Below are 22,485 nucleotides of genomic sequence, written 5' to 3' on the forward strand. Positions count from 1 at the left end.
TGAAGGAGACTCCGTCATGAGCACATCCGTGGTCCTCCCCGCTCTCGGAGAGAGCGTCACAGAGGGTACGGTCACCCGCTGGCTGAAGCAGGTGGGAGACACCGTTCAGGCGGACGAAGGCCTGCTCGAGATCTCGACCGACAAGGTCGACACCGAGATTCCCTCGCCGGTCAGTGGCGTCATCGAGGAAATCCTCGTAGCCGAGGACGAGACCGTAGAGGTCGGCGCCCTGCTCGCCCGCATCGGCGATGGCAGCAGTGCTGCCGCGGCAGAGGCCCCTGCTGAAGCGGCACCTGCTGCTGAGGCTGCACCGGCAGCTGAGCCGGCTCCCGCAGCTGAGCCGGCTCCCGCAGCTGAGGCCGCACCGGCAGCCGAGGCTGCGCCCGCGGCATCTGCAGACGCGACCGACATCCGCCTCCCTGAGCTCGGTGAGAGCGTCACCGAGGGCACGGTCACGCGCTGGTTGAAGCAGATCGGTGACGAGGTCGCCGTCGATGAGCCTCTGCTCGAGATCTCCACCGACAAGGTCGACACCGAGATCCCCTCGCCCGTGGCTGGTGTTCTGCAGGAGATCGTCGCTGCAGAAGACGAGACCGTCGAGGTCGGCGGCGTTCTTGCCCGTGTCGGCTCTGGTGCTCCTGCTGCCGCTCCTGCTGCTCCCGCAGAAGCATCCGCGCCTGCAGAGGAACCCGCGCCTGCAGAGCCAGCTCCCGCAGAAACACCTGCGCCTGCAGAGCAAGCTCCTGCGGAAGCACCCGCGCCTGCGGCAGCTCCGGCTCCCGAGGCAGCTCCGGCTGCACCCGCACCTGCTGCAGCACCGGCAGCTCCGGCTCCTGCCGCGGCACCGGCGCCTGCTGACAGCGCTAAGGACTCGCTCTACGTGACCCCGCTCGTGCGCCGCCTGGCTTCGCAGCAGGGCGTCGACCTGGCAACCGTCACCGGTTCCGGTGTCGGAGGACGCATCCGCAAGGAAGATGTTCTCAAGGCCGCAGAGTCCAAGAGCGCAGCTCCTGCCGCAGCTGCGGCCCCTGCCGCTGCGCCTGTCGAGGTCTCGCCGCTGCGCGGAACGACGCAGAAGATGTCGCGTCTGCGCAAGGTCGTCGCCGAGCGCGCCGTCGCATCCCTGCAGCAGACCGCTCAGCTGACGACCTTCGTCGAGGTCGACGTGACGGCCCTCGCCAACTACCGAAACAGCGTCAAGGACGAGTTCCTGAAGAAGACGGGCGACAAGCTCTCCTTCCTTCCGTTCTTCACGCTCGCGGCGGCTGAGGCTCTGCAGACGTTCCCGATCATCAACGCAACGGTTGACGGCGAGAGCATCGTCTACCCGGCGACGGAGAACATCTCGATCGCGGTCGACACCGAGCGCGGTCTTCTCACGCCGGTCGTTCGTGACGCGGCGACGAAGAACCTCGCTCAGCTCGCTCACGACATCGCAGACCTCGCGGCGCGCACTCGTGACAACAAGCTGAAGCCCGACGAGCTGGCCGGTGGCACCTTCACCATCACCAACACCGGTTCGCGTGGCGCGCTGTTCGACACCCCGCTCGTGTTCTTGCCGCAGTCAGCGATCCTCGGCACCGGTACGGTCTTCAAGCGCCCGGGCGTCGTGACCGTCGACGGCGTCGACGCGATCGCTGTGCGTTCGTACGCATACCTCGCGATCTCGTACGACCACCGCATCGTGGATGGTGCCGACGCGGCCCGCTTCCTCGGAGCGGTCAAGGCTCGTCTTGAGGCAGCGAACTTCGCACCCGACCTCGGGGCCTGATAACGGCTCGAACTAATCTGGCTGGTGCGCGACGTCGTAGATGTCGCGCACCAGCCATTTCTGTGTGTCGCGCTCAAGCACGAGAATCTGTCCAGAGGACTCCGCGGTCGCGTCGATCGGTGTGAGTCTGACGACAGCGACGTCACCGTAGTCATCGACGAGCTCAGCCGTGCTGCCATCGGGGCCTTGAGATACGGCGCCGGTGCCAGGCACAGCGACACCAGCCGATAGCGCGTCCGGACAGGACTCGAGGCTCTCTTCGGCGCACGCAGCGATGCTGTGGAGCAGCGCTGGCACTGCGTCGAGTGCCTGCTCCTCCGCTGCCGGTGAGGGCTCTTCCTGCGGGGCTTCCGTCTCGGTGCCGACCTGCTTCTCTGCTGCCGGAGCTGGGGTCTCAGCATCCGGTGCATTCTTCGGCGACGACCGCGCTGCCTGCGCTGCCTGCGCTGCCTCGGGATGCTGCCCCTCGGGCCACATCAGGCCGACGACGAGGACGAGACCCGCCAGCGCCCCCGCGACGATCAACGCACGCTTGCGCGTGGGCGCGACCTCCGTGCGGGGTGTCGCAGCCGTGTCGCGCGGTTTCCGTTCAGCGCGTCGATGCACGAGCACCACAGCGCCGTCGCGCAATGAGCCGGCGAACCCACGCAGGGTGGTGAACAGCTCTCGCCGTGCGCGCTGTGATGTGCGTGATTCGCGGAGCGACCGACGCAGCGGCCCTCGCATCTCGGCTGCGGGGCGCAGAGACCGCCCTGATTGCGCATCTGCGGCCTTCTCCGGGGCGAAGACCTCCGTCCGCAGCGCGCGCGGTGCAGCAATCGCGAACAGCTCCTCCTCCCAGCGCACGTCATCGTCGAGATGGTGTCGACGCTCACGGAGGGCACTCTGCATCTCGTCCAGCAGTCGCAGGCTGGCGCGGTCACTCGTGTGTGCGGTGAGCCGCTCGATGAGGCCCGCGGTGCGCGAACGAGCGGCACCCCCGTCGCCGTGGACGAAAAGCGGGCGCCCATCGCCTGTCAGCCACCAGTCGCCGATCCCATCCGATGCGGCATCACCGAGTTCGCGCAGACCGCGGAGAAAGCTGGCAGCGAGCGTTGCAAGCTCTCCCGGTGCGAGCATCGCATTCGCAGCGCGCCTGCGTCCCAGGAAGGTCTCCACGCGCTGCGTGCACCACGGCAGGAGCGCGTCGTGTCCCTCTTTTCGGCGACGAACATCGAGGATGCCGCACACATGCTCAGTGTCGGAGTACGCCCATCCGCCCCATTCTGAAAGCTCCTGCGCATCGATGCAGACGGCAACGCTGTCTTCGTACGCCACCAGCGCGCCGGAGAACGGCCCTTCGCCTGCAAACACTGTGCGGACCAGACGATGGACCCCGGGCACCAGAGCGGAGGAATCAGAGGGTGCTGCGATCTCGGTCATCGCCTCATCACATCGCATCCGATCACCGCTGCGCGCGGGCAGCGACGTAATTGTGGAGAGATCCGTGAATCACGACAATGTGCATGATGAGTGCGCCCCTCGCGAACGCGAACTTCAGCACCGTGTTGAATCGGTATTCTGGTGGGTATGGCTAAGCGTGCTCCTGAACCCGAAAAGCGTCCGGGGTTCATCTCCCAGATCAAGTCCCTCTTCCGGTTCACACGTGAGGTCTACGGGTGGTTGCCGTGGGCACAGGTCGCAATCCTCGTTGCGGGTGTTCTGATCGGTCTCGTCATCGGTTTCCTCATCCCGCCTTTCCAGGTCTGGTCGCTCGTGCTCTGGGGCGTCACCGGCCTCATGCTGGGTGTGTTGGGGGCGCTGTTCCTGATGACGCGTCTGTCGACGACGGCGATGTACCAGAAGATCGATGGGATGCCCGGTGCGACCGGTCACATCCTCAGCAGCAGCCTCGGCCGCAAGTGGCAGGCGTCTGACACGCCCGTCGGCATCAACCCGAAGACGCAGGAAGCCGTCTACCGTGCGATCGGCCGCGGCGGCATCGTGATCGTCGGCGAGGGCTCACGAGGACGACTCACGCGCCTGATCAACGAAGAGCGCACGAAAGCGCAGCGCGTCGCGCACGGCGTGCCGGTCAACGTCTTCTACGTCGGCCACGGCGATGACGACGTCGCGATCTCCGATCTCTCCAAGACCATCAAGAAGCTCCCCAACGCGATCGACAAGACCACGCTCGCTGCGGTGATCCGCCGGATCGACTCGGTCTCGCAGTCTGTCGCGTCGTTGCCGATCCCGAAGGGGATCGACCCGACGAAGATGCGGGCACAGCGCCCGCGCTGAGCCTGAGGCTTCCGGGAGCGCTGCGCGGCATCGTCAGGTCAGCGGCGCCTTCGGGAGCTTGCGCACCTTCGCACGGCGTCGGCGACGTTCGGGGATCATCGATCGCATCTCGTCGAGCTTTCCGAAGCAGAGCAGCCTGTCATCGGCCTCGAGCACGAAGTTCTTCCGGGGGTTGGGGATCACGCTCACGCCGCGGTGCAGCGTCAGCACGGTGATATCGCGCTCCCACAGTCCCGACTCCCCCAGCGTCTTGCCGACGAGCTCTGCGGCGTTGTGCACGCTCAGCTCCGCCACCCCGTAGCCGGTGGACACCGTCAGGCGCTGCCGTACGTCGATCTCAGGGAACGCGACCTGGGCTGCGATGTAGTCGATGATCGCGCCCGCGACGTCGAGCTTCGTCGCCTGCTCGATTCCCTGCAGACCCGGTGAGGAGTTCACTTCCATCACCAGCGGCCCATCGTCGCCCTCGAGCATGTCGACACCCGCGACCCGCAGTCCCATGATCTGCGCCGATCGCACGGCAACGGCCTCGTACGCGGGGTCGAGCTGCACGGCCTCGACGCTGCCGCCGCGGTGCACGTTCGATCGGAACTCGTCACCGGCGGCGACTCGACGCATCGCCGCAACGACACGATCCCCCACGACGAGCGCACGGATATCACGACCGCGGCTCTCGGCGATGAACTTCTGGATCAGCACGTTCTGCCGCGTGGAATGCAGCGTCTCGATGATCGCCTCGGCGACCTTCACCTGAGGTGCGAGGATGACGCCGATCCCCTGGGTGCCCTCGAGCAGCTTGATGACCACAGGGGCGCCGCCGACGCGCTCGATCGCCGGACGCACATCAGCGCGATTGCGCACGAAAGCCGTCGCCGGCATCGCGATGCCGTGCCTCGAGAGGATCTGGCTCGCGCGCAGCTTGTCGCGCGCGCTGGAGATGCCGTTGGCCGTATTGGGCGTATAGACGTCCATCTGCTCGAACTGGCGCACCACAGCGGTGCCGAAATACGTGATCGAACTGCCGATCCTCGGAAGAATCGCGTCGTAATCACTCAGCTGCTTTCCGCGGAAGTGCAGGTCGGGTTCATCACCGGTGAGGTCGATGGCGAACTTCAGGGTATTGAGCACTTTGACGTCGTGGCCGCGCTGTTGCGCAGCCGCGCGCAGACGCTGGGTGGAGTAAGCCTGTGGCGCTCGGGAGAGAACGGCGATCTTCACGTAGATTTCCTGCCAAGATGTATCGCGTGGTTATGACATCCCATTCAAACACTCTTATCGGGTGGCGTGAATGGGTGAGCCTGCCCGATGCCGGTATCGACTGGATCAAGGCCAAGATCGACACCGGTGCGCGGACTTCCTCGCTGCATGCGTTCGACATCGTAGAGTTCGATCGCGAGGGTGAGGACTGGGTGCGATTCCGCGTGAATCCCTGGCAGGACACCGATGCGGATGCCACGATCGTGGAATGCCCGATCCACGATCGCCGTGAAGTGCGCAGTTCTTCAGGACATGCGCAACAGCGACTGGTGGTGCTGCTGGCCATCCGCCTCGTCGATCACGCCATCATCGCGGAAGTCACTCTCAGCAACAGAGACGAGATGGGTTTTCGGATGCTGATCGGCCGGGAGGCCCTCCGACGAGGATTCATCGTCGACCCGGCCCGTTCCTTCCTCGGCGTTCGTGCGCCCAAGGCAGCACGAAGACGCAATCGCGGCCGCACCTAACCGCGGATCAGGAGCGTTCCCGCAGCCTTGTCATGAAGGCCGCGCTGGTCGGCGTCCCAGATCACCGCAGGAACGACGATCACCAGCAGGAGCGTCCGTACGATGGGGCGCCAGAGTCCTGCCCATCCGCCGCCCATGCGCACCACGCGCATCCCCAGAATGCGGTGTCCAGGGCTTCCGCCCAGAGTCGGGATGAAGATGATCTGAAGGGCTGCGAAGACCATCATCGGAGCGAACAGAGTGAGCCCCGCCTCGTCGGGCAAGGCGAACTGGTCGTAGCCGAAGAACCCCGTGGCGATCAGTGTCGCCGCAATGTAATCGATGGCGAGTGCGCCGATGCGTCGACCGGCTCTGCCGATGCTGCCGTGGCCGGTTTCGGGGAGGCCGAGGCGCTCACCCGGGTATGAATTGCGGTCTTCGGTCACCGAGTCAGTCTACCGAGGGTCTGTAACATGGCTGAAACAAAGAGGACACGGCGGAGTAATGCCTCGCCCATAGTCTTCGTGAAGGTCTCAAGACCAACAACCCGAATCATCCAGGAGTGATACATGTTCACCGATTCGTCCGAAGTACTGAGCTACATCAAGGAGAACGATGTCAAGTTCCTTGACATCCGCTTCACCGACCTGCCCGGTGTGCAGCAGCACTTCAACATCCCGGCATCGACCGTCGACGAGGCGTTCTTCACCGATGGACAGCTCTTCGACGGGTCGTCCATCCGCGGGTTCGCCAGCATCCACGAGTCCGACATGCAGCTCATTCCGGATGTCACCACGGCCTACCTCGACCAGTTCCGCGAGGCCAAGACGCTCGTGATGCTGTTCGACATCTACAACCCGCGCACCGGCGAGATCTACTCGAAGGACCCGCGTCAGGTGGCCAAGAAGGCCGAGAAGTACCTCGCATCGACCGGCATCGCCGACACCGCATTCTTCGCCCCTGAGGCGGAGTTCTACATCTTCGACGACGTCCGCTACTCCGTGACCTCGAACAGTAGCTCCTACAGCGTCGACTCCGAAGAGGGCGCGTGGAACAGCGCTCGCGAAGAAGAGGGCGGAAACCTCGGCAACAAGACGCCGTACAAGGGTGGCTACTTCCCCGTCGCCCCTGTCGACAAGACGGCAGACCTGCGCGATGAGATGACTCTCAACCTCATCGAGGCGGGTTTCGCTCTCGAGCGCTCGCACCACGAGGTCGGCACCGGCGGTCAGCAGGAGATCAACTACCGCTTCGACACGATGGTTCACGCGGCGGACGACATCCTGAAGTTCAAGTACATCATCAAGAACACGGCCGAGCAGTGGGGCAAGACGGTCACGTTCATGCCCAAGCCGCTGTACGGCGACAACGGTTCCGGTATGCACACGCACCAGTCTCTGTGGAGCGAAGGCAAGCCGCTGTTCTATGACGAGGCCGGCTACGGTCAGCTCAGCGACGTCGCACGCTGGTACATCGGTGGTCTGCTCAAGCACGCAAACGCTGTCCTCGCGTTCACGAACCCTTCACTGAACAGCTACCACCGCCTGGTGAAGGGCTTCGAGGCACCGGTCAACCTCGCGTACTCCGCCGGCAACCGTTCAGCGGCGATCCGCATCCCGCTGACGGGATCGAACCCGAAGGCCAAGCGCATCGAGTTCCGCGTCCCGGATGCTTCGAGCAACCCGTACCTCGCCTTCGCCGCTCAGCTGATGGCAGGACTCGACGGCATCAAGAACCGCATCGAGCCGCTCGCGCCGATCGACAAGGACCTGTATGAGCTTCCCCCCGAGGAAGCGAAGAACATCCCGCAGGTCCCCAACTCGCTGCTCGACTCGCTCGAGGCACTCCGCGCAGACCACCAGTTCCTCCTCGAGGGTGGCGTGTTCAGCGAAGAGCTCATCGAGACCTGGATCTCGTACAAGATGGAGAACGAGATCCTGCCGATCGCGCAGCGACCGCACCCATTCGAGTTCGAGCTCTACTACGGCGTCTGACCGTCCACTCGCACCAGAGACGAAAGTGCCGGATCTCGCCCACAGCGAGGTCCGGCACTTCTGTTCTCACCACACTCAGAGCACCCGGAGCGCACCGGCCTGCACTCGTACGTCAAACGATGAGACCTCGCCGACCTCTTCGCCGTCCACCTCGAACGCGAGGGGCGAACTCAATCCCACACGGACGCGCTCCGCGCTCAGGTGATCGGTCGAATCGGTGCTGATGGCCTCTTCGCCGCGCGTGAGCAGACGCCGGATGCCGTTGTCCCAGACCACAGAGCGCACGGTATCGAGCCACTGCAGTGCGCCTTCTGAGCTCACCAGCAGCAGATCCAGACGCCCATCGTCGAGAACCGCATCCGGAAGCAGACGCACACCGCCCTGCACCATGCCGCAGTTGCCGATCAGAAGGGTATGGCCGCGCACCTCCTGCGGCTCGCCATCATCGATCGTGAGCGTCACATCGGTCATCTCGGTTCCTGCCATCGCGCGGCCCATCGCCTCGACGTAGGCGAGCCAGCCTGCGCGATCTTTGAGGTCGTCATCGGTCTCGACGAGCATCTGCGCGTCCACCCCGAAACCCACCATGACCGCGAAAGCGCGCTCGTCTTCATCGTTGAAGCGCACCCAGCCAAGATCGATGCGCCGGTCTGCACCAGCGCGAATCCGCTCCAAAGCCGCCGGAATGTCGTCCAGCGGCACTTCGAGGTTGCGTGCGAGCAGATTGCCGGTGCCCTGCGGAACGATGCCCAAAGCGACATCCGTGCCCGCAAGGGCCTCGGCGACCGCTCGTACGGTGCCGTCGCCGCCGACCGCGATGACCGTGCTGCAGCCGGCATCCACAGCCTCCTGCGACATCCCACGGCCAGGGTCCTCCTCGCTGGTCTCCCACCAGCGCACGTCGTCGCCGATGCCCGCTGCAACCGCGCTGCGCAGCGTGTCCTCGTCGATCTTCGAAGGATTCCAAATGATGCCGAACGTGCCTGTCATGTGCTCAGCCTGGGCCAGAGACCGCGATTGCGCAACTGAACACGGCTGCCTCAGCCGTAGAAGAGATTCTCGAACACGCGGCGCGCACGCCGGGTCGTGCCGAGGTAGTCCTCTTCGACGTCGTTCGCCGAGCGATCGGGATAGCCCAGCAGCCGTCCGATGGCGTCGAGCTCATGGCGCTCCCACGGCAGCACATCGGTGGTCTGTCCGGTGCGCAGCGTGATCGCGGACCGCAGTCTGCTGGCCAGCAGCCAAGCCTCGCGCAGCAGCTCCGCATCTTCTTCGGTGAGAAGCTCTGCATCAGACGCAGCGTGCAGCGCGTCGAGCGTCGAGGTCGTGCGCAGCCCTGGCACCGCATGTGCGTGCTGCAGCTGAATCAGCTGCACGAGCCATTCGACATCACTGAGCCCGCCGGGACCGAGCTTCAGGTGCCGGTGCGGGTCTGCGCCCCGCGGTAGGCGCTCACCCTCGATACGCGCCTTAATCCTCTTGATCTCGCGCAGGCCCTGCTCTTCGACGTCGACGGGGTAGCGGATGCTGTCCGCAAGAGTCATGAAGCGTGCGATCAAGCCGGGGGTGCCGGCCACGCCCCTGGCGCGCAGCAGCGCCTGCGCCTCCCACGACACCGACCAACGGCGGTAGTACTCGGTGTACGCGGCGAGAGAGCGCACGAGCGGCCCGTTGCGGCCCTCCGGGCGGAGATCGGCATCGAGGTCGAGCGGAACCTTGTTATCGGTCAGGTGCTCACGCAGACCGGCGACGAGCTGCTTTGCAAGAGTCTGGGCACGCTCAGGGTCGACGCCGTTCGCATCGTAGACGTAGAGGATGTCGGCGTCAGAGCCGAAACCGAGCTCTGCCCCACCGAACCTTCCCATGCCGATGATGGCGAACTCGAAGCCGTCCTCGTCGGCCGGAACGACTTCGCGGCGCACGGCGCGCAGAGCGGCCTGGATCGTGACGTCCGTGATGGTCGTCAGCGCCGTCGCGAGTTCCTCGATACTCAGAACATCGAGCACAGCGCCCATCGCCGTGCGCAGCAGCTCGCGGCGCCGCAGCGCCCGCACGGCCTTCAGTGCGGAGGTCACCGACCCATGGCGGGTCTGGATCGCCCTGGCCTCTTCGTCGAGCTTGTCTGCTCCGCGGGGACGCAGCCGCGACATCTCATCCAGCCATGCCACCGACTCAGGGATCCACTCGAGCAGTTCGCCGACATACCGCGACGAAGACAGCAGAGTGGTCAGGTGCTCGGCCGCTCCGGCAGAATCACGCAGCATCCGCAAGAACCAGGAGGTGTCTCCGAGGCGCTCGCTGATGCGGCGGAACGAGAGAAGACCGTAGTCCGGGTCGCTGCCGTCGCCGAACCAGCTCACCATGATCGGCATCAGATGACGCTGGATCGTCGCCTTGCGGCTGATGCCGGAGGTCAGCGCGCCGATGTGACGCAGCGCGCCGGCAGGGTCCCGGAAGCCGATCGCAGCCAGGCGATCCCTCGCCTGCTCCGTGGAGAGTGTGCGCTCCTCTTCGGGGAGGCCCGCAACGGCGCTCAGAAGCGGGCGGTAGAAGAGTCGGGTGTGGATGTCGCGCACTTCACGACGCACGCGCTCCCAGAGCTGCCACACCCCTGTGGCACTGTCTGCGAGGCCCGTCGCACGCGCGAGGACGCGCAGCTCCTCATTCGTGCGCGGCATGAGGTGGGTGCGAGTCAGGTCTTTGAGCTGCAGCCGGTGCTCGAGCAATCGGAGCGTCCGGTAGTCGGCGGCGAAGATCGCCGCATCCGCTCGTCCGATGTATCCGCCGGCCACCAGAGCGTCAAGGCTCTCCAGCGTGCCGCGCGTGCGGATGTCTGGATCTGTGAGGCCGTGCACGAGCTGAAGCAGCTGCACGGTGAATTCGATGTCGCGAAGCCCGCCGACGCCGAGCTTCAGCTGGTAGGGAGCATCCTCCGGATCGACGTGCTCTGTGACGCGTTCCCGCATCCGCTGCACGCTGTCGACGAAGTTCTCCCGTGCGGCGCTGGACCAGATCTTCGGCTGCACGGCCTCCAGGTATGCTTCGCCCAGTTCCTCATCGCCGGCGATCGGCCGTGCTTTCAGGAGCGCTTGGAATTCCCAGCTCTGCGCCCAGCGATCGTAGTACGCGAGATGCGAGGCGAGAGAGCGAACGAGCGCACCCTGCTTGCCCTCGGGGCGGAGGTTCGCATCGACCTCCCACAGCGGCGGCTCTACCTCGATGCCGGAGATGCCCTGGATAGTCTCCCTGGCCAGGCGGGTCGCGATGTCGATTCCGCGTCCCTCTTCGAGAACGTCCTCATCCAGCGACCCACCGACGAAGATCACATCGACATCGCTGACGTAATTGAGTTCTCTGGCCCCCGCCTTGCCCATGCCGATGATCGCAAGCTGGGTGAGAGCCACCTGGTCGGCCGGCACCGTCTCTGCGACCTTCGCTCTGGCCACAGCGAGTGAGGCCTCGAGCGCCGCTGCAGCCGCATCAGCGAGGGCAGCGGAGATCGCCGCGATTCGGGTTGCGGGTTCGGGAGTCGCCAGGTCGATTGCGGCGATCTCCGCAAGGGATCGGCGGTACGCGATCCGCAACGTGACCCAGGCCGTCTCATCGCTGTGGGCCGCGACGCCGTCGATCGCGCCGACGGCGTCGAGCAGCCGCTCGCGCAGCGTCGCCGAGCTGGGCACGAGCGGGCCAGTATCGGTCAGTATTGATAACTGCTCCGGATGCCGCAGGAAGAAGTCGGCGAGCCCAGTGGATGCGCCGAACACCCGCCATGCGATGATGCGTGTCTCTGGATCGTCCAGAAGCGTCTGCAGGACCTCTGGATCGCGACGCGCAACCCGCAGCATCCCCTCCGCCGCCGAATCCGGGTCGGCGGCCACCGCTCCAGTCAGGAGCAGTGCACCGTCGATTCCGACCAGCTCGGACAGCTCTTCCACCGCTGCCGCGCTCGAGGTCAGATCAGTGAAGCCGAGTCGTGCCAGCGCCGAGCGCGATAGCGCGGATTCTGACCGGACCATCGATCAGAGCAGTTCGAGGTTGCTCTTCAGCTCGAACGGCGTGACCTGGCCGCGGTAGGCCTCCCACTCCTTGCGCTTGTTGAGCAGCACGTAGTTGAATACCTGCTCGCCGAGCGTCTCGGCGACGAGCTCCGAGTCCTGCATCAGCTCGAGTGCGTGGTCGAGGCTCGCCGGCAAGGACGAGTAGCCGAGCGCGCGACGTTCCGCATCGCTCAGCGACCAGACATTGTTCTCCGCCTCTGCCGGCAGCTCATACTCCTCCTCGATGCCCTTCAGCCCAGCAGCGAGCAGCAACGCATAGGCGAGGTATGGGTTCGCAGCCGAATCGAGGCCGCGGTACTCGACGCGCGAGGACTGGCTCTTGTTCGGCTTGTACATCGGCACGCGTACGAGCGCCGAGCGGTTGGCGTGGCCCCACGTCACGAAGCTCGGTGCTTCGTCGCCGCCCCAGAGACGCTTGTACGAGTTCACGAACTGGTTCGTGACCGCAGCGATCTCATTGGCGTGCTTGAGGAGACCGGCGATGAAGTGACGGCCGGTCTTCGAGAGCTGATATTTCGCGCCCTCTTCCCAGAACGCGTTCTGATCTCCTTCGAACAGCGACATGTGCGTGTGCATGCCGCTGCCTGGCTGATCGCTCATCGGCTTGGGCATGAACGTTGCGTAGACGCCCTGCTCGATCGCGACCTCCTTCACCACCGTGCGGAAGGTCATGATGTTGTCGGCGGTCGCGAGGGCATCCGCATAGCGGAGGTCGATCTCGTTCTGGCCGGGGCCGCCCTCGTGGTGGCTGTACTCGACCGAGATGCCCAGGTCTTCCAGCATCCGCACCGAACGACGACGGAAGTCGTGCGCCGTGCCGCCGGGGACGTTGTCGAAGTACCCCGCGGAGTCGACCGGGACGGGACCTTCTGGTCCGATCACCGAAGACTTGAGCAGGTAGAACTCGATCTCAGGGTGCGTGTAGAAGGTGAAGCCGGCATCCGCCGCCCGTGCGAGGGTGCGCTTGAGCACGTTGCGAGGATCTGCGACCGCGGGTTCACCGTCAGGCATGGTGAGGTCGCAGAACATCCGCGCGGTGGGGTCGATCTCTCCGCGCCAGGGCAGGATCTGGAACGTCGTCGGGTCGGGCTGCGCGAGCAGATCGGACTCGTGAGTGCGCGTGAGGCCTTCGATCGCCGATCCGTCGAAGCCGATGCCCTCAGCGAAAGCGCCCTCGACCTCGGCCGGTGCGATCGCCACAGACTTGAGCGTGCCGATGACGTCAGTGAACCACAGGCGCACGAACTTCACGCCTCGTTCTTCGATGGTGCGCAACACGAAATCGCGCTGCTTGTCCATGCTCATACGGTGAATTACTTCCCGTCCGTGTCGGTCACTTTGCGCCAGTCCTCATCGATCGCCTCTTCGACGGCCCAGGCTTCGGACCGCTCACGCAGAGTCTGCACCGCGTGCGACGCGGCCTCAGCCGTATCGAAGGGGCCCACCCGGTCGACAGCGGGCGAGACATAGCCGTACTCGACCTCACCCGTTGTGGTGTTGTACCAGTACTTTCGCTCACCACTGGACATGTACGAATCTTCTCCGCGAGACATGGCCCATCCCTTCGTAAGGCTTTGTCACGATCCTAGTGGCGCCGCGCACTCTCGCTAGGCTATTGCTCATGGCAAAAGCGATCGGCGTCGACATCGGCGGCACAGGCATCAAAGCAGGACTCGTCGACCTCTCTCACGGCACGATGGCGTCAGACCGGGTTCGCGTCCCCACCCCCGAGGGCGCATCCCCGCAGGACGTGCTCAAAGCAGTGCAGAGCGTGCTGAAGACGCTGGACATCGAGGACTCCTCACTCCCCCTCGGCGTCGCGTTTCCGGCGATCGTCAAGCGCGGCAAGACGATGTCCGCGGCGAACGTCTCGAAGGAATGGCTCGACTTCGACGCCGAGCGCTTCTTCCGTGATGGCCTGAACCGCAACATCGTCTTCGTCAACGACGCGGATGCGGCGGGTGTCGCAGAAGCACGCCACGGCGCCGCCCGCGATGTGCAGGGGCTGACCATCCTGACCACTCTCGGTACCGGTATCGGCTCCGCGTTCCTCTACAACGGCGTTCTGGTGCCGAACTCCGAACTCGGTCACCTGAACTTCCGTGAGTTCGACTCGGTCGAGAAGTGGGCCGCCACCTCGGCCCGAGAGCGCGAGAATCTGACCTGGGCCGAGTGGGCAGAGCGACTGCAGGCGTTCTACACGCACGTTGAGTTCCTCTTCAGCCCCGACCTGTTCGTCGTGGGCGGCGGCGTATCGAAGAACGCCGACGACTTCCTTCCGCTGCTCGAGCTGAACACGCCGATCATTCCGGCGATCCACCGCAACAACTCCGGCATCATCGGCGCGGCCTCGCTCGCCGCGGACTGAGCCGCTTCCCTCCCCCTCTAACCTGCAAAACCACGCCGAGACAGCAGCGATAAAACGCTGTCTCGGCGTGGTTTTGCAGGTTTGGGGCACGCGTGGGGCGAATGGGCCAGCCGATACGCCGGGTTCTGTTCCAGGGCCCCTCTCGGGGCTCCCTTCGACGGTCATCTATCTACGCGACGCGTTGCCGCGCCGCTCCAGCGGTCTACCCGAGGACTCAGCGAGCCGCGTCAACATCCTCTGTCTGACCTTGCTCCGGACGAGGTTTACCTGGCAGATCATGTCACCATGACCCCGGTGGTCTCTTACACCACCCTTTCACCCTTACCGCGTTCACCGACAAGCGGCGATCGCGGCGGTCTGCTCTCTGTGGCACTGTCTCGCGGATTGCTCCGGGTGGGTGTTACCCACCGTCCTGCCCTGTGGAGCCCGGACGTTCCTCGGTGCGGTCCCCCGCAACGCGACCGTCTGGCCGACCCATTCGCGTGCCCAGTCTACTTCTCCGCCGTCTGCACGATCTGCAGGTCGAGCGGGACATCGATGGGGAATGCCCCGAACAGACGTCGCGTCGCAACTGCTGCGGCCTCACGGACAGCGCCGGCCGCGGCATCCGCCTGCTCCTGCGGGACGTGCAGGATCACCTCGTCATGCAAGAAGAACGCCAGATGCGCCCTGCGGGCGAAGAGGCCGGATGCCGGGGCCTCGGTTGCCGCGTCGGGAAGCTGCCTCAAACGATGCCGTATTTCGGCCAGCCAGATCAGCGCCCATTCCGCGGCAGTGCCCTGCACGATGAAGTTGCGGGTGAAGCGCCCGCGCTCTCTGGCCCGCTGCCTGGCGATCTTCGCTGCCGCAGCGTCGGCGCCGGACTCTCGCGCGTCGGATTGCTGGCTCTGCCATGCGGCATCAGGGCGAGGCGAAGAGCGACCGAGGCTCGTTGAGACCACGCCACCGCTCTCCCCCGTCTTGGCTGCATCATCCACACGATGCATCGCGCGGGGGTAGACCTTGCGCAGGCGCGGGACGAGTCGTCCGCTATCGCCGGTGGTGGCGCCGTACATCGCGCCGAGCACGGCGTACTTCGCCTCTTCACGGGTGGCGACGGCTCCCGATGCCACCACGCCGGCGTACAGATCCTGGCCGCGTGCGGCTTCAGCCATGGCGAGGTCCTGCGACATCGCGGCGAGCATCCGGGGCTCCAGCTGCGCGACGTCGGCGACGACCAGCGTCCACCCGGGGTCCGCACGCACGGCCGGGCGAAGCATCCGCGGCAGTTGCAGTGCTCCTCCGCCCGCCGACGCCCAGCGCCCGGTGACAACGCCGCCGGGAATGTACACCGGGCGAAAGCGCCCGTCGCGCACCCACTCCGCCAGCCATGCCCATCCATTGGCGCTCATCAGTCTGGAGAGCTTCTTGTAGGCGAGAAGCGGAGCGATCACGGGGTGCGCGATCTCGCTCAGCTCCCACTGGCTCGTCGACTCGACATTCACGCCGACGCGGTGCAGTGCGCGCAGCAGCTTCACATGGCTGTCGAGGTGCAGCTGATCATCGCCCAGGTGAAAGCGAACAGTGCTGGCGAGTTCCGCCATACGCGACGGCACACCGCCCGCGGTGCGCGCGCCGAGCGTCTCGGTGAGGATGCGGTCGTGCTCGGCGGCATCCCACGGGAGTCCGGCCGCACGCATCTCTTCTGCGATCAATCCTCCGCCGGATTCAGCCGCGCACAGCAGGGCGAGTCTGCCGGTGCGATCTGAAGCGATCACGCGCAACTGCTCCTGAAGCTGCGCCTGGAGCTCTGTCACAGAGGCAGCGCCACCACGCTCGTCGGTGTCGAAGAGCGCGGGTTCGCCCACTTCTGGTTCGCCCGGAATCCAGTCGGCAGAGGGTGCGAGCGGTCTGGCAACGACATCAGTATCGCGGAGGATCGCATGACAGAGCATCAGATCATGCGCGCGGGTCAGCTGAACACCGGCAGCGAGAAATCGTGGGTAGACATCCCTCGCGCTACGGATCACCCAGCGTGGTTGCTCTGCTTCTTCGACAGCACGGATCCAGTCGATGAGTTCTCGTGAGGTGAGCTCAAAGCGCTCGATCTCGGAACCTTCGAGGTCTACGCGGGTCGCGACAGCACCCTCCGAGTCGGTGAGGGCCAGCAGGATTCGGGAATCGCCTGCCGCCCGACGACTCACAGTCCTGATTCGCCGGTACGCACCAGGATCGCACCGCACTCGGGGCACGAAATCACTGCATCTGGCGCAGCGTGGCGAACCTCGTTGAGGTGCGTGCCGGAGAGCATCATGCGGCACCCTTCGCACGTGCCTCGGCGAAGCAGTCCGACGCCGATGCCCCGGGACGCCCTGCGCGTGTACTCGTCAAGAAGCGCGGGCGGCACATCGGCGCTGATCTCCTCACGATCCCGAGTGAGGTGCTCGATCTCGGTCGCAGCGGCCGCGATGGCGGCTTTGGCGCGGGCGGTGAGCTCGCTGCCCTCAGCCGTGGTCTCGTCGATGAGCGCCTGCTGCGTGGCCAGATCGGACTCCGCCTGCTCAGCGCGATCCATCACCTCGAGCTGCTGGTCCTCGAGAGCACTGATGCGCAGTGCAAGGCTGACGAGCTCGTGCTCGAGCGCCTGTGCGTCCTTCGAGTTCGTGGATGCTGCGAGCCTGTCACTGTCTCGCGTGCGGCGCTGCTCGGTGACCTTCACGTCGGATTCCACGCGGGCGAGCTCGGTGCGGACATCGTCACGAATGCCGGTCAGCCTGGTGAGCTCGCGCAGCTGTTCCTGGCGCTCTTTCGCGAGCTCGTTGATACGCGGTCCCTCGGCCGGCGTCGTGCGCTGACGTTCGGCCTGCTGGAGGCGGCGGTCAAGGTCTGCGATGTCGAGAAGGACTCGCTGCTGCTCAGGACTGGCGTTCACGTATCCAATCTACCTGGGGCAGCCGACATCCGATGCGTCAGTACGCCGTCCCGTCGAGATACGTCCACACGCGATCCTCACGGCGGAAGCGGCTGCGCTCCCGCATGGAATCACGCACACCGTCTGCACCGCGGAAGTGCGCCTCGAAGGCAACGACGCCCTCGGCATCGAACGGGCCACCCGCGGCGGTGTCGAGAATGTCGAGGCGAGTCCATGCCGTGTCGTCGTCGAGCTCGAGTTCTGCAGGACGCGTGGATGGATGCCACGAGCGCAGGAGATAAGGCGCGTCTCCCCCGGCGAACGCGGTGAATCGAGATCGCATCAGCCGCTCAGCAGTTGGTGCGGCGATCATTCCGGAGAGGATCGGACGACAGCACGCGTCATATGTGTCTCCGGAAGTGCAGGGGCAGCGCATCCCTCCATCATGCCGCGTACGCTGGGGCACGACTGTCGAAGGAGACCTTGATGACTGCACTACCCGTCCGCACGGCCCACAACGGCTTCACGCTCCCTGCTCTCGGCTTCGGCACCTATCGCCTCAACGGCACCGCGGGTGCCGCTGCCGTCGCAAGCGCAATCGATGCCGGTTACCGACTCGTGGACTCTGCGTTCAACTACGAGAACGAAGGCGCTGTCGGACGAGGCATTGCCGATGCCGCGACAGCACGCTCCGAAGTGATCGTGACGACGAAACTTCCCGGACGGCACCATCCGTCGGAGAAGGCGCGCTGGAGCATCGAGGAAAGCCGCGATCGTCTCGGGCTGGATGCCACCGATCTGCACCTCATCCACTGGCCCAACCCGATCCAGGACGAGTATGTCCAGGCCTGGAGCGCGCTCATCGACGCGCAAGAGCGCGGCACTGTCCGCCAGATCGGCGTATCGAACTTCCTTCCCGAGCACCTCGAACGACTGGAGCGCGAGACGGGGGTGCGGCCCGTCGTGAACCAGATCGAGGTGCACCCGTACCTCCCGCAGACCGAGCAGCTCGCCTACCACCGGGAGCACGGGATCATCACCGAGGCATGGAGCCCGATCGGGCGGGCGAAGGACGTGGTGCAGGAGCCGGTGGTCACAGAGATCGCCACTGCTCACGGCATCACGCCCGTACAAGCCGTGCTCGCCTGGCATGTCGCGCGGCAGAGCGTCGCAATCCCGAAGGCGTCGTCTGCGGAGCACCAGCGTGCGAACCTGGCCGCCGCATCGGTCGTCCTCGATGACGCCGAGGTCGCCGCGATCACGGCGTTGGGGCGTCCCGACGGTCGCCTCTTCGACGCCGATCCCAGGACCCACGAGGAGTCCTGACCCGGCTCCGACAGTTGGCGCGTCCACGGAATACCCGCGCGTCCATCCGACTTGCACCCGATATGAGAGCAATCGTGTACACGGGCAAGGGCGGCTCCGAGACGCTCACGTTGATCGAGCGTGAAACAGGACAGCCTGGCCGTGGTGAGGTGCGCGTGCGCATCCACGCCTCGGGAGTGAATCCCACGGACTGGAAGGCTCGTGCCGCGTCGGGAACGCCGATGCCGTTCGATCAGATCGTGCCGAATCAGGACGGGGCCGGTGTGGTGGATGCCGTGGGCGACGGCGTCACGAATCTGCAGGTCGGCGATCGGGTGTGGGTCTACCTCGCAGCGCACGAGCGTCCCACAGGGACCGCGCAGGATGCCACGATCGTCCCCGCTGTCCGCGCTGTACCTCTGCCGGATGGGATCGGCTTCGACGTCGCCGCGAGTCTCGGCGTACCGGCGATGACCGCCCATCGCGCGCTGACCGTGCACGAATTCGGGCCGTCGCGCCTCTCACCCGGGGCGCTCTCCGGCCGGACGGTGCTCGTGCAGGGCGGAGCGGGAGCCGTGGGCCATGCGGCGATCCAGCTCGCCGTGTGGGCCGGAGCAAGAGTTCTCACGACCGTGAGTGGTGAAGAGAAGGAGAACCTCGCCCGCGCCGCCGGCGCGCACCACGTGTTCCGGTATCCCGATGGCCGGCTAGCCGAACGCATCCTCGAAGTAGCCCCGTCCGGCGTCGACCACATCGTCGAGGTCTCCCCCGCGATGAACGCGGCGCTCGATGTCGCCGTGATCGCCAATCACGGCTCGATCGCGTTCTACGCGAACGACAAGGGCGACACGATCTCGGTCCCCATCGTCGCCAGCTTCGCCAAGAACACGCGCTGGCAGGGATTGCTTCTCTACACCGTCGGCGAAGAGGCACTCGCCGCAGCAGTCGAAGACATCACGGCTGCCCTGAAAGACGATGCGCTTCCGGCCGGGGAAGCAGCAGGTCTCCCGATCACCTGGTTTCCGCTAGAAGACACGGCGGCCGCTCACGACGCTGTTCAGCGGGGCGCGATCGGGAAGGTGCTCATCCGGGTCGCGGCCGACAACTGACCTGGCGCAAGCCACCCGCTCTGGCTGCTGTGGAGCAAGTGGAACGAACCCTCGGTCAGCCCAGTGCGCCGACGAACATAAGCGCGAAGAGCAGGATCGCGGCTCCGACGATGAGCCCGGCCGCACCCAGGATGACACCGACGGTCGCGGCGCCACGGGGCTGGCCACGCTTCAACGCGACAGCGCCGAGGACGATTCCGGCGAGTCCGACCAGCATGCCGCCGAACAGGATCGCTGGACCCCACGGTGTGAACAGGTAGAGGGCGAGGAGAATCACGCTCACGAAGCCGGCGATCAGTGCGCTTCTGGCGATGCTGGCGGGGAGCGGATCGTTCTGCTCGTGTGTCATGGGTGCCTCACATTGTGTCCGACGGGGTGAACATGAGCAGGAATGATGCGTGGAGTGGGCCCTACCGGGATCGAACCGATGACATCCACGGTGTAAAAGTGACCGAACGCCGGGGAGCCTTGATTTCACGCGTTACATACGTTGCACAGACCTACTGAAATTGCCCCTTTGTCATCCTGGGGGGCCGCCGGGGGGCCGCGCTGAGGACCGCATTCATGCGTGCGATTGCCGCTGTATCGGCGTCACTTCCCATGTAGTGCGAATACGTGTCAGCGGTCAGCTTCGCCGTGCTGTGTCCAAGCCAGGCCTGAACGGTCTTGAGGTCCACGCCGCTCTGGAGCCAGAGGGTTGCCGCCGTGTGCCGGAGGTCCTGAACGCGCCGCCCCATGCTGTGAGCGCTCCAGCGGACGTCCCGCTTCCAGTTGTTCCCCGAGCGGAACGAGCCGGTAGCCGAGGGAAACACAAGCTCATCCGGCTTCCGAGCCGTCAGCAGTGGAAGGATGATCGCGGCGGCATTGTCCGTGAGCGGCACCGTACGCGACTTCCCGCCCTTCGTGATGCTGCGCACTGGCTCACCGTCAGGCTTGGACCGCGAGACACGCAGCGCCGGATACGGGAGCTGCTGAACGTCCCGCACCCGGAGAGACACCAGCTCACCCCATCGCAAGCCCGTAAGGCCGAGCACCAACGCAATATCCGCGTTCGCCTTCGTGGTGGCGGTGAGGAGGTGGGAGTGGACCGCGCGCAGCTCTTCCAATGTGAAGGGGAAGATTTCACGCCGCTCACGCTGAGCCGTCCCGGTGGGTACCTTCGAGGCGGTCACCGGATTCTTGGCAATCAACTTGTGCTCCACCGCCCAGGCGAAGAATGCGGAGAGCGTCTGCCGGAAGCGCACTACCGTGTCCCGTCCCAGCGTCCGCAGCATCGTCGCATATAGCACGTTGAGGTCGTTGGTGGTCACGGCGCTCAAGGGGCGGTTACGGAGGGGCTGAGCGTGCTTCAGGGCGTAGCCCTCGTTGGTGAAAGTGCTGGAGGCGATAGCCCCTTCCCGTCCCTCATGCCACCGGTCCAGAGCCGTTCCCAGCAGCTCCTTCCCGGCGCGGGGGTCCACGTACTCCCCCAGGTCCAGCGCGCGCTTCTGGGCGGCTTCCCACGCCTCCGCATCACGCTTCAGGTCAAAGGTACGGTCCGCAACTTTCGCGCGTCCGGACTTGACCCGCACCCGCCAACGTCCGCTAGGCGTTTTCGAGATTGCCACTGATCCAACCTTCGAGGTCGTCCGCACGGTATCGCGGAATGCCTTGCGTATTAACCCAGGCAGGTCCCTCGCGAGCGGTTCGCCAACGGCTCAGTGTTGCCTCGGATACGCGGAGAAACCCGGCGGTTTCTTTGCTTGTGAGGAGAGCACAGAGTTCGGCGTTCACGATGCGACCTCTAGGAGTGTTGACCAGAGTTGCGACGGGTGAAACAACTCGATCCCGAGAGGCCCCGACCTCCGCTCCGCAACGCCCTCCTCAACCGCCCGGTTTAGGTGCCGGTACGCAGTTGCGCGGGACTTCGGATAAACCCCGCAGAACTCAGCCGCAGACATATCCCGGGTCAGGAATTTGCGAACCTCACGCGACTCTTTTGAGATCGTTTCAGATTCCAGGAGTCGAAGGACACGCGAGACCTCGCCATTGGGAAGCTCGACCTCAGCGAGATACAGGCCGCGGATCGTCTCGGTCTGAGCCTCACGCGCCTTACCGTTGTGATCCTGCTCTGTAGAGAGCGCAATAAAGTCCCGCTGCTCACCGGTCGCCGGGATGAACTTCCGATCCCGATACATCATCATGACAATGTCTGCCGCCGCTTCGAAGGCACCCGATCCGCGCATAACCGGCGCATCGGTATCTTGCTCAGCTTTGCGAGGGTGATGAATAAAGAGATGCGTCTGATCCGGCATCGCATCCTTGACGCGGCTAATCGTCTGCCCGGTCAGCGCCGCATCATCCTCGCGAACGATGCCCGAGGTCGCCGCCCATGTGTCGTATACGACGACCTCAATGGTCTCGCGCTCTACGATCTCCCGGATGCGGCGAAGACTCTCATCGTTGTTCAAATTGGCGCGGTCGACAAAGAAGAGCCACGGGCGAAGGTCTTGCTCCGTCTTGCCGTTTGCAGTCATCCAGCCTCGAAGACGCCCCATGAATCCGGCCTTACCTTCACCGATAACAACGAGTGTCTTCGCCTGTCGCGTCGGCTTTCCGAGCCACGGGAGTCCGGTCGCCATGGAACAGACCATACTGATGTACGTGAATGTCTTACCGAGATTGGACCGCGCACAGATGACGCACACACCGCCAGCCGTAAGCAGCCCCGGGATGATGAATTCCTTCTGAGCATCAGAGAGGTCATCCCAAGAAAGTTCTTCGGACCCGGGAAACACGTTCGCCATGATCCGACGTTCGGCTTCGGCGCGCACTTCCAGACTGTGCATCTCGATCTGTACCGCCGCCTCCATTGCGGCATCCGTCCCAACCGCTCCAGCCCTGTCGCGCGCCATAACCTGATCCGCAACCGCGCGCTGCTCATCAGCTTCCCCTACGTGTCAGGGTTGAGTGAGTCCACCGGTTTATAGCAAGTCCGCCTCGTGGGGCGAGTTGAAGGATCACCAAT

At 65.1% G+C, this 22,485-nt stretch carries 21 protein-coding genes and 1 other RNA gene; 7 read left to right on the plus strand and 15 right to left on the minus strand.

The features are described from left to right. Nucleotides 1-16 precede the first annotated feature (16 nt). Nucleotides 17-1,771, plus strand: coding sequence for a 2-oxoglutarate dehydrogenase, E2 component, dihydrolipoamide succinyltransferase (gene sucB, locus ACN0RC_RS12130; protein ID WP_417512049.1), 1,755 nt, complete (start codon nt 17-19; stop codon nt 1,769-1,771). A 12-nt stretch (nt 1,772-1,783) separates the two neighbouring features. Here the strand turns inward: sucB and ACN0RC_RS12135 are convergent, their stop codons facing one another. After that, nucleotides 1,784-3,193, minus strand: coding sequence for a hypothetical protein (locus ACN0RC_RS12135; protein ID WP_417512051.1), 1,410 nt, complete (start codon nt 3,191-3,193; stop codon nt 1,784-1,786). 147 nt (nt 3,194-3,340) lie between these two features. Here ACN0RC_RS12135 and ACN0RC_RS12140 point away from each other — a divergent pair, with 147 nt between their 5' ends. Then, a complete protein-coding gene (locus ACN0RC_RS12140) occupies nt 3,341-4,051 on the plus strand; it encodes a DUF4191 domain-containing protein (RefSeq protein WP_417512053.1) in 711 nt (236 codons plus the stop codon). Nucleotides 4,052-4,084: 33 nt separating this feature from the next. On the opposite strand, the gene ACN0RC_RS12145 is transcribed toward ACN0RC_RS12140, so the two are convergent. Further along, nucleotides 4,085-5,269, minus strand: coding sequence for a RimK family alpha-L-glutamate ligase (locus tag ACN0RC_RS12145; protein ID WP_417512055.1), 1,185 nt, complete (start codon nt 5,267-5,269; stop codon nt 4,085-4,087). A gap of 17 nt (nt 5,270-5,286) precedes the next feature. Between ACN0RC_RS12145 and ACN0RC_RS12150 the strand changes: the two genes are divergently transcribed. Continuing rightward, complete coding sequence (locus tag ACN0RC_RS12150) at nt 5,287-5,775, plus strand: ATP-dependent zinc protease (protein ID WP_417512057.1); 489 nt, start codon at nt 5,287-5,289, stop codon at nt 5,773-5,775. Here ACN0RC_RS12150 and ACN0RC_RS12155 read toward each other — a convergent pair. Continuing rightward, a complete protein-coding gene (locus ACN0RC_RS12155) occupies nt 5,772-6,200 on the minus strand; it encodes an RDD family protein (protein ID WP_417512059.1) in 429 nt (142 codons plus the stop codon). The genes ACN0RC_RS12150 and ACN0RC_RS12155 overlap by 4 nt on opposite strands. 123 nt (nt 6,201-6,323) lie before the next feature. Between ACN0RC_RS12155 and glnA the strand changes: the two genes are divergently transcribed. Further along, a complete protein-coding gene (glnA, locus tag ACN0RC_RS12160) occupies nt 6,324-7,748 on the plus strand; it encodes a type I glutamate--ammonia ligase (protein WP_417512061.1) in 1,425 nt (474 codons plus the stop codon). Nucleotides 7,749-7,823: 75 nt separating this feature from the next. Here the strand turns inward: glnA and ACN0RC_RS12165 are convergent, their stop codons facing one another. The 4 genes from ACN0RC_RS12165 to ACN0RC_RS12180 are packed head-to-tail and all read right to left on the minus strand — an operon-like array spanning nt 7,824 to nt 13,359. After that, nucleotides 7,824-8,738, minus strand: coding sequence for a diacylglycerol/lipid kinase family protein (locus ACN0RC_RS12165; protein WP_417512063.1), 915 nt, complete (start codon nt 8,736-8,738; stop codon nt 7,824-7,826). Nucleotides 8,739-8,788: 50 nt separating this feature from the next. Next, nucleotides 8,789-11,764 (minus strand): bifunctional [glutamine synthetase] adenylyltransferase/[glutamine synthetase]-adenylyl-L-tyrosine phosphorylase, encoded by a 2,976-nt coding sequence (locus ACN0RC_RS12170; RefSeq protein ID WP_417512065.1) that lies wholly within the window; start codon nt 11,762-11,764, stop codon nt 8,789-8,791. A gap of 3 nt (nt 11,765-11,767) precedes the next feature. After that, a complete protein-coding gene (locus ACN0RC_RS12175; RefSeq protein ID WP_417512067.1) occupies nt 11,768-13,105 on the minus strand; it encodes a glutamine synthetase family protein in 1,338 nt (445 codons plus the stop codon). A 14-nt stretch (nt 13,106-13,119) separates the two neighbouring features. Then, nucleotides 13,120-13,359, minus strand: a complete 240-nt coding sequence (locus ACN0RC_RS12180) for an SPOR domain-containing protein (protein ID WP_417512069.1) — start codon at nt 13,357-13,359, stop codon at nt 13,120-13,122. A 68-nt stretch (nt 13,360-13,427) separates the two neighbouring features. Between ACN0RC_RS12180 and ppgK the strand changes: the two genes are divergently transcribed. Further along, nucleotides 13,428-14,174 (plus strand): polyphosphate--glucose phosphotransferase, encoded by a 747-nt coding sequence (gene ppgK / locus ACN0RC_RS12185; protein WP_417512071.1) that lies wholly within the window; start codon nt 13,428-13,430, stop codon nt 14,172-14,174. A 98-nt stretch (nt 14,175-14,272) separates the two neighbouring features. Here the strand turns inward: ppgK and rnpB are convergent. The 4 genes from rnpB to ACN0RC_RS12205 all read right to left on the minus strand — a co-directional run bounded on the left by rnpB (nt 14,273) and on the right by ACN0RC_RS12205 (nt 17,500). Next, an RNA gene (gene rnpB, locus ACN0RC_RS12190) (RNase P RNA component class A) lies at nt 14,273-14,651 on the minus strand. Between the two features lie 14 nt (nt 14,652-14,665). Further along, nucleotides 14,666-16,357, minus strand: a complete 1,692-nt coding sequence (locus ACN0RC_RS12195) for a bifunctional 3'-5' exonuclease/DNA polymerase (protein WP_417512073.1) — start codon at nt 16,355-16,357, stop codon at nt 14,666-14,668. Beyond that, complete coding sequence (locus tag ACN0RC_RS12200; RefSeq protein ID WP_417512075.1) at nt 16,354-17,085, minus strand: zinc ribbon domain-containing protein; 732 nt, start codon at nt 17,083-17,085, stop codon at nt 16,354-16,356. The genes ACN0RC_RS12195 and ACN0RC_RS12200 overlap by 4 nt, the downstream gene beginning before the upstream one ends. A 37-nt stretch (nt 17,086-17,122) precedes the next feature. Further along, nucleotides 17,123-17,500: a YchJ family protein gene (locus ACN0RC_RS12205; RefSeq protein ID WP_417512077.1), complete on the minus strand. Its 378-nt coding sequence runs from the start codon at nt 17,498-17,500 to the stop codon at nt 17,123-17,125. Between the two features lie 50 nt (nt 17,501-17,550). Between ACN0RC_RS12205 and ACN0RC_RS12210 the strand changes: the two genes are divergently transcribed. Continuing rightward, nucleotides 17,551-18,390, plus strand: a complete 840-nt coding sequence (locus ACN0RC_RS12210) for an aldo/keto reductase (protein WP_417512079.1) — start codon at nt 17,551-17,553, stop codon at nt 18,388-18,390. A gap of 62 nt (nt 18,391-18,452) precedes the next feature. Then, nucleotides 18,453-19,478 (plus strand): NADPH:quinone reductase, encoded by a 1,026-nt coding sequence (locus ACN0RC_RS12215; RefSeq protein ID WP_417512081.1) that lies wholly within the window; start codon nt 18,453-18,455, stop codon nt 19,476-19,478. A gap of 55 nt (nt 19,479-19,533) precedes the next feature. Here ACN0RC_RS12215 and ACN0RC_RS12220 read toward each other — a convergent pair whose 3' ends face one another. The 4 genes from ACN0RC_RS12220 to ACN0RC_RS12235 form a co-directional block, all read right to left on the minus strand. Then, nucleotides 19,534-19,827 (minus strand): hypothetical protein, encoded by a 294-nt coding sequence (locus ACN0RC_RS12220; RefSeq protein ID WP_417512083.1) that lies wholly within the window; start codon nt 19,825-19,827, stop codon nt 19,534-19,536. A 151-nt stretch (nt 19,828-19,978) separates the two neighbouring features. Further along, complete coding sequence (locus ACN0RC_RS12225; protein ID WP_417512085.1) at nt 19,979-21,085, minus strand: tyrosine-type recombinase/integrase; 1,107 nt, start codon at nt 21,083-21,085, stop codon at nt 19,979-19,981. After that, nucleotides 21,063-21,251, minus strand: a complete 189-nt coding sequence (locus tag ACN0RC_RS12230) for a helix-turn-helix transcriptional regulator (protein WP_417512087.1) — start codon at nt 21,249-21,251, stop codon at nt 21,063-21,065. The genes ACN0RC_RS12225 and ACN0RC_RS12230 overlap by 23 nt, the downstream gene beginning before the upstream one ends. Beyond that, nucleotides 21,248-22,330, minus strand: coding sequence for an AAA family ATPase (locus tag ACN0RC_RS12235; protein WP_417512089.1), 1,083 nt, complete (start codon nt 22,328-22,330; stop codon nt 21,248-21,250). The genes ACN0RC_RS12230 and ACN0RC_RS12235 overlap by 4 nt, the downstream gene beginning before the upstream one ends. Between the last annotated feature and the right edge of the window lie 155 nt (nt 22,331-22,485).

It is taken from the genome of Microbacterium sp., from assembly GCF_048259935.1.
Taxonomy (GTDB): Bacteria; Actinomycetota; Actinomycetes; order Actinomycetales; family Microbacteriaceae; genus Microbacterium.

Excerpts from the sequence above, each read along its gene's own strand:
- ACN0RC_RS12180 (WP_417512069.1), bottom strand. The coding sequence starts at position 13,359 with ATGTCTCGCGGAGAAGATTCGTACATGTCCAGTGGTGAGCGAAAGTAC.
- ACN0RC_RS12175 (WP_417512067.1), bottom strand. The coding sequence starts at position 13,105 with ATGGACAAGCAGCGCGATTTCGTGTTGCGCACCATCGAAGAACGAGGC.
- sucB (WP_417512049.1), top strand. The coding sequence starts at position 17 with ATGAGCACATCCGTGGTCCTCCCCGCTCTCGGAGAGAGCGTCACAGAG.
- ACN0RC_RS12205 (WP_417512077.1), bottom strand. The coding sequence starts at position 17,500 with ATGCGCTGCCCCTGCACTTCCGGAGACACATATGACGCGTGCTGTCGT.
- ACN0RC_RS12170 (WP_417512065.1), bottom strand. The coding sequence starts at position 11,764 with ATGGTCCGGTCAGAATCCGCGCTATCGCGCTCGGCGCTGGCACGACTC.
- ppgK (WP_417512071.1), top strand. The coding sequence starts at position 13,428 with ATGGCAAAAGCGATCGGCGTCGACATCGGCGGCACAGGCATCAAAGCA.
- ACN0RC_RS12150 (WP_417512057.1), top strand. The coding sequence starts at position 5,287 with ATGTATCGCGTGGTTATGACATCCCATTCAAACACTCTTATCGGGTGG.
- ACN0RC_RS12210 (WP_417512079.1), top strand. The coding sequence starts at position 17,551 with ATGACTGCACTACCCGTCCGCACGGCCCACAACGGCTTCACGCTCCCT.
- ACN0RC_RS12220 (WP_417512083.1), bottom strand. The coding sequence starts at position 19,827 with ATGACACACGAGCAGAACGATCCGCTCCCCGCCAGCATCGCCAGAAGC.
- ACN0RC_RS12215 (WP_417512081.1), top strand. The coding sequence starts at position 18,453 with ATGAGAGCAATCGTGTACACGGGCAAGGGCGGCTCCGAGACGCTCACG.
- ACN0RC_RS12235 (WP_417512089.1), bottom strand. The coding sequence starts at position 22,330 with ATGGAGGCGGCGGTACAGATCGAGATGCACAGTCTGGAAGTGCGCGCC.
- ACN0RC_RS12165 (WP_417512063.1), bottom strand. The coding sequence starts at position 8,738 with ATGACAGGCACGTTCGGCATCATTTGGAATCCTTCGAAGATCGACGAG.
- ACN0RC_RS12140 (WP_417512053.1), top strand. The coding sequence starts at position 3,341 with ATGGCTAAGCGTGCTCCTGAACCCGAAAAGCGTCCGGGGTTCATCTCC.
- glnA (WP_417512061.1), top strand. The coding sequence starts at position 6,324 with ATGTTCACCGATTCGTCCGAAGTACTGAGCTACATCAAGGAGAACGAT.
- ACN0RC_RS12135 (WP_417512051.1), bottom strand. The coding sequence starts at position 3,193 with ATGACCGAGATCGCAGCACCCTCTGATTCCTCCGCTCTGGTGCCCGGG.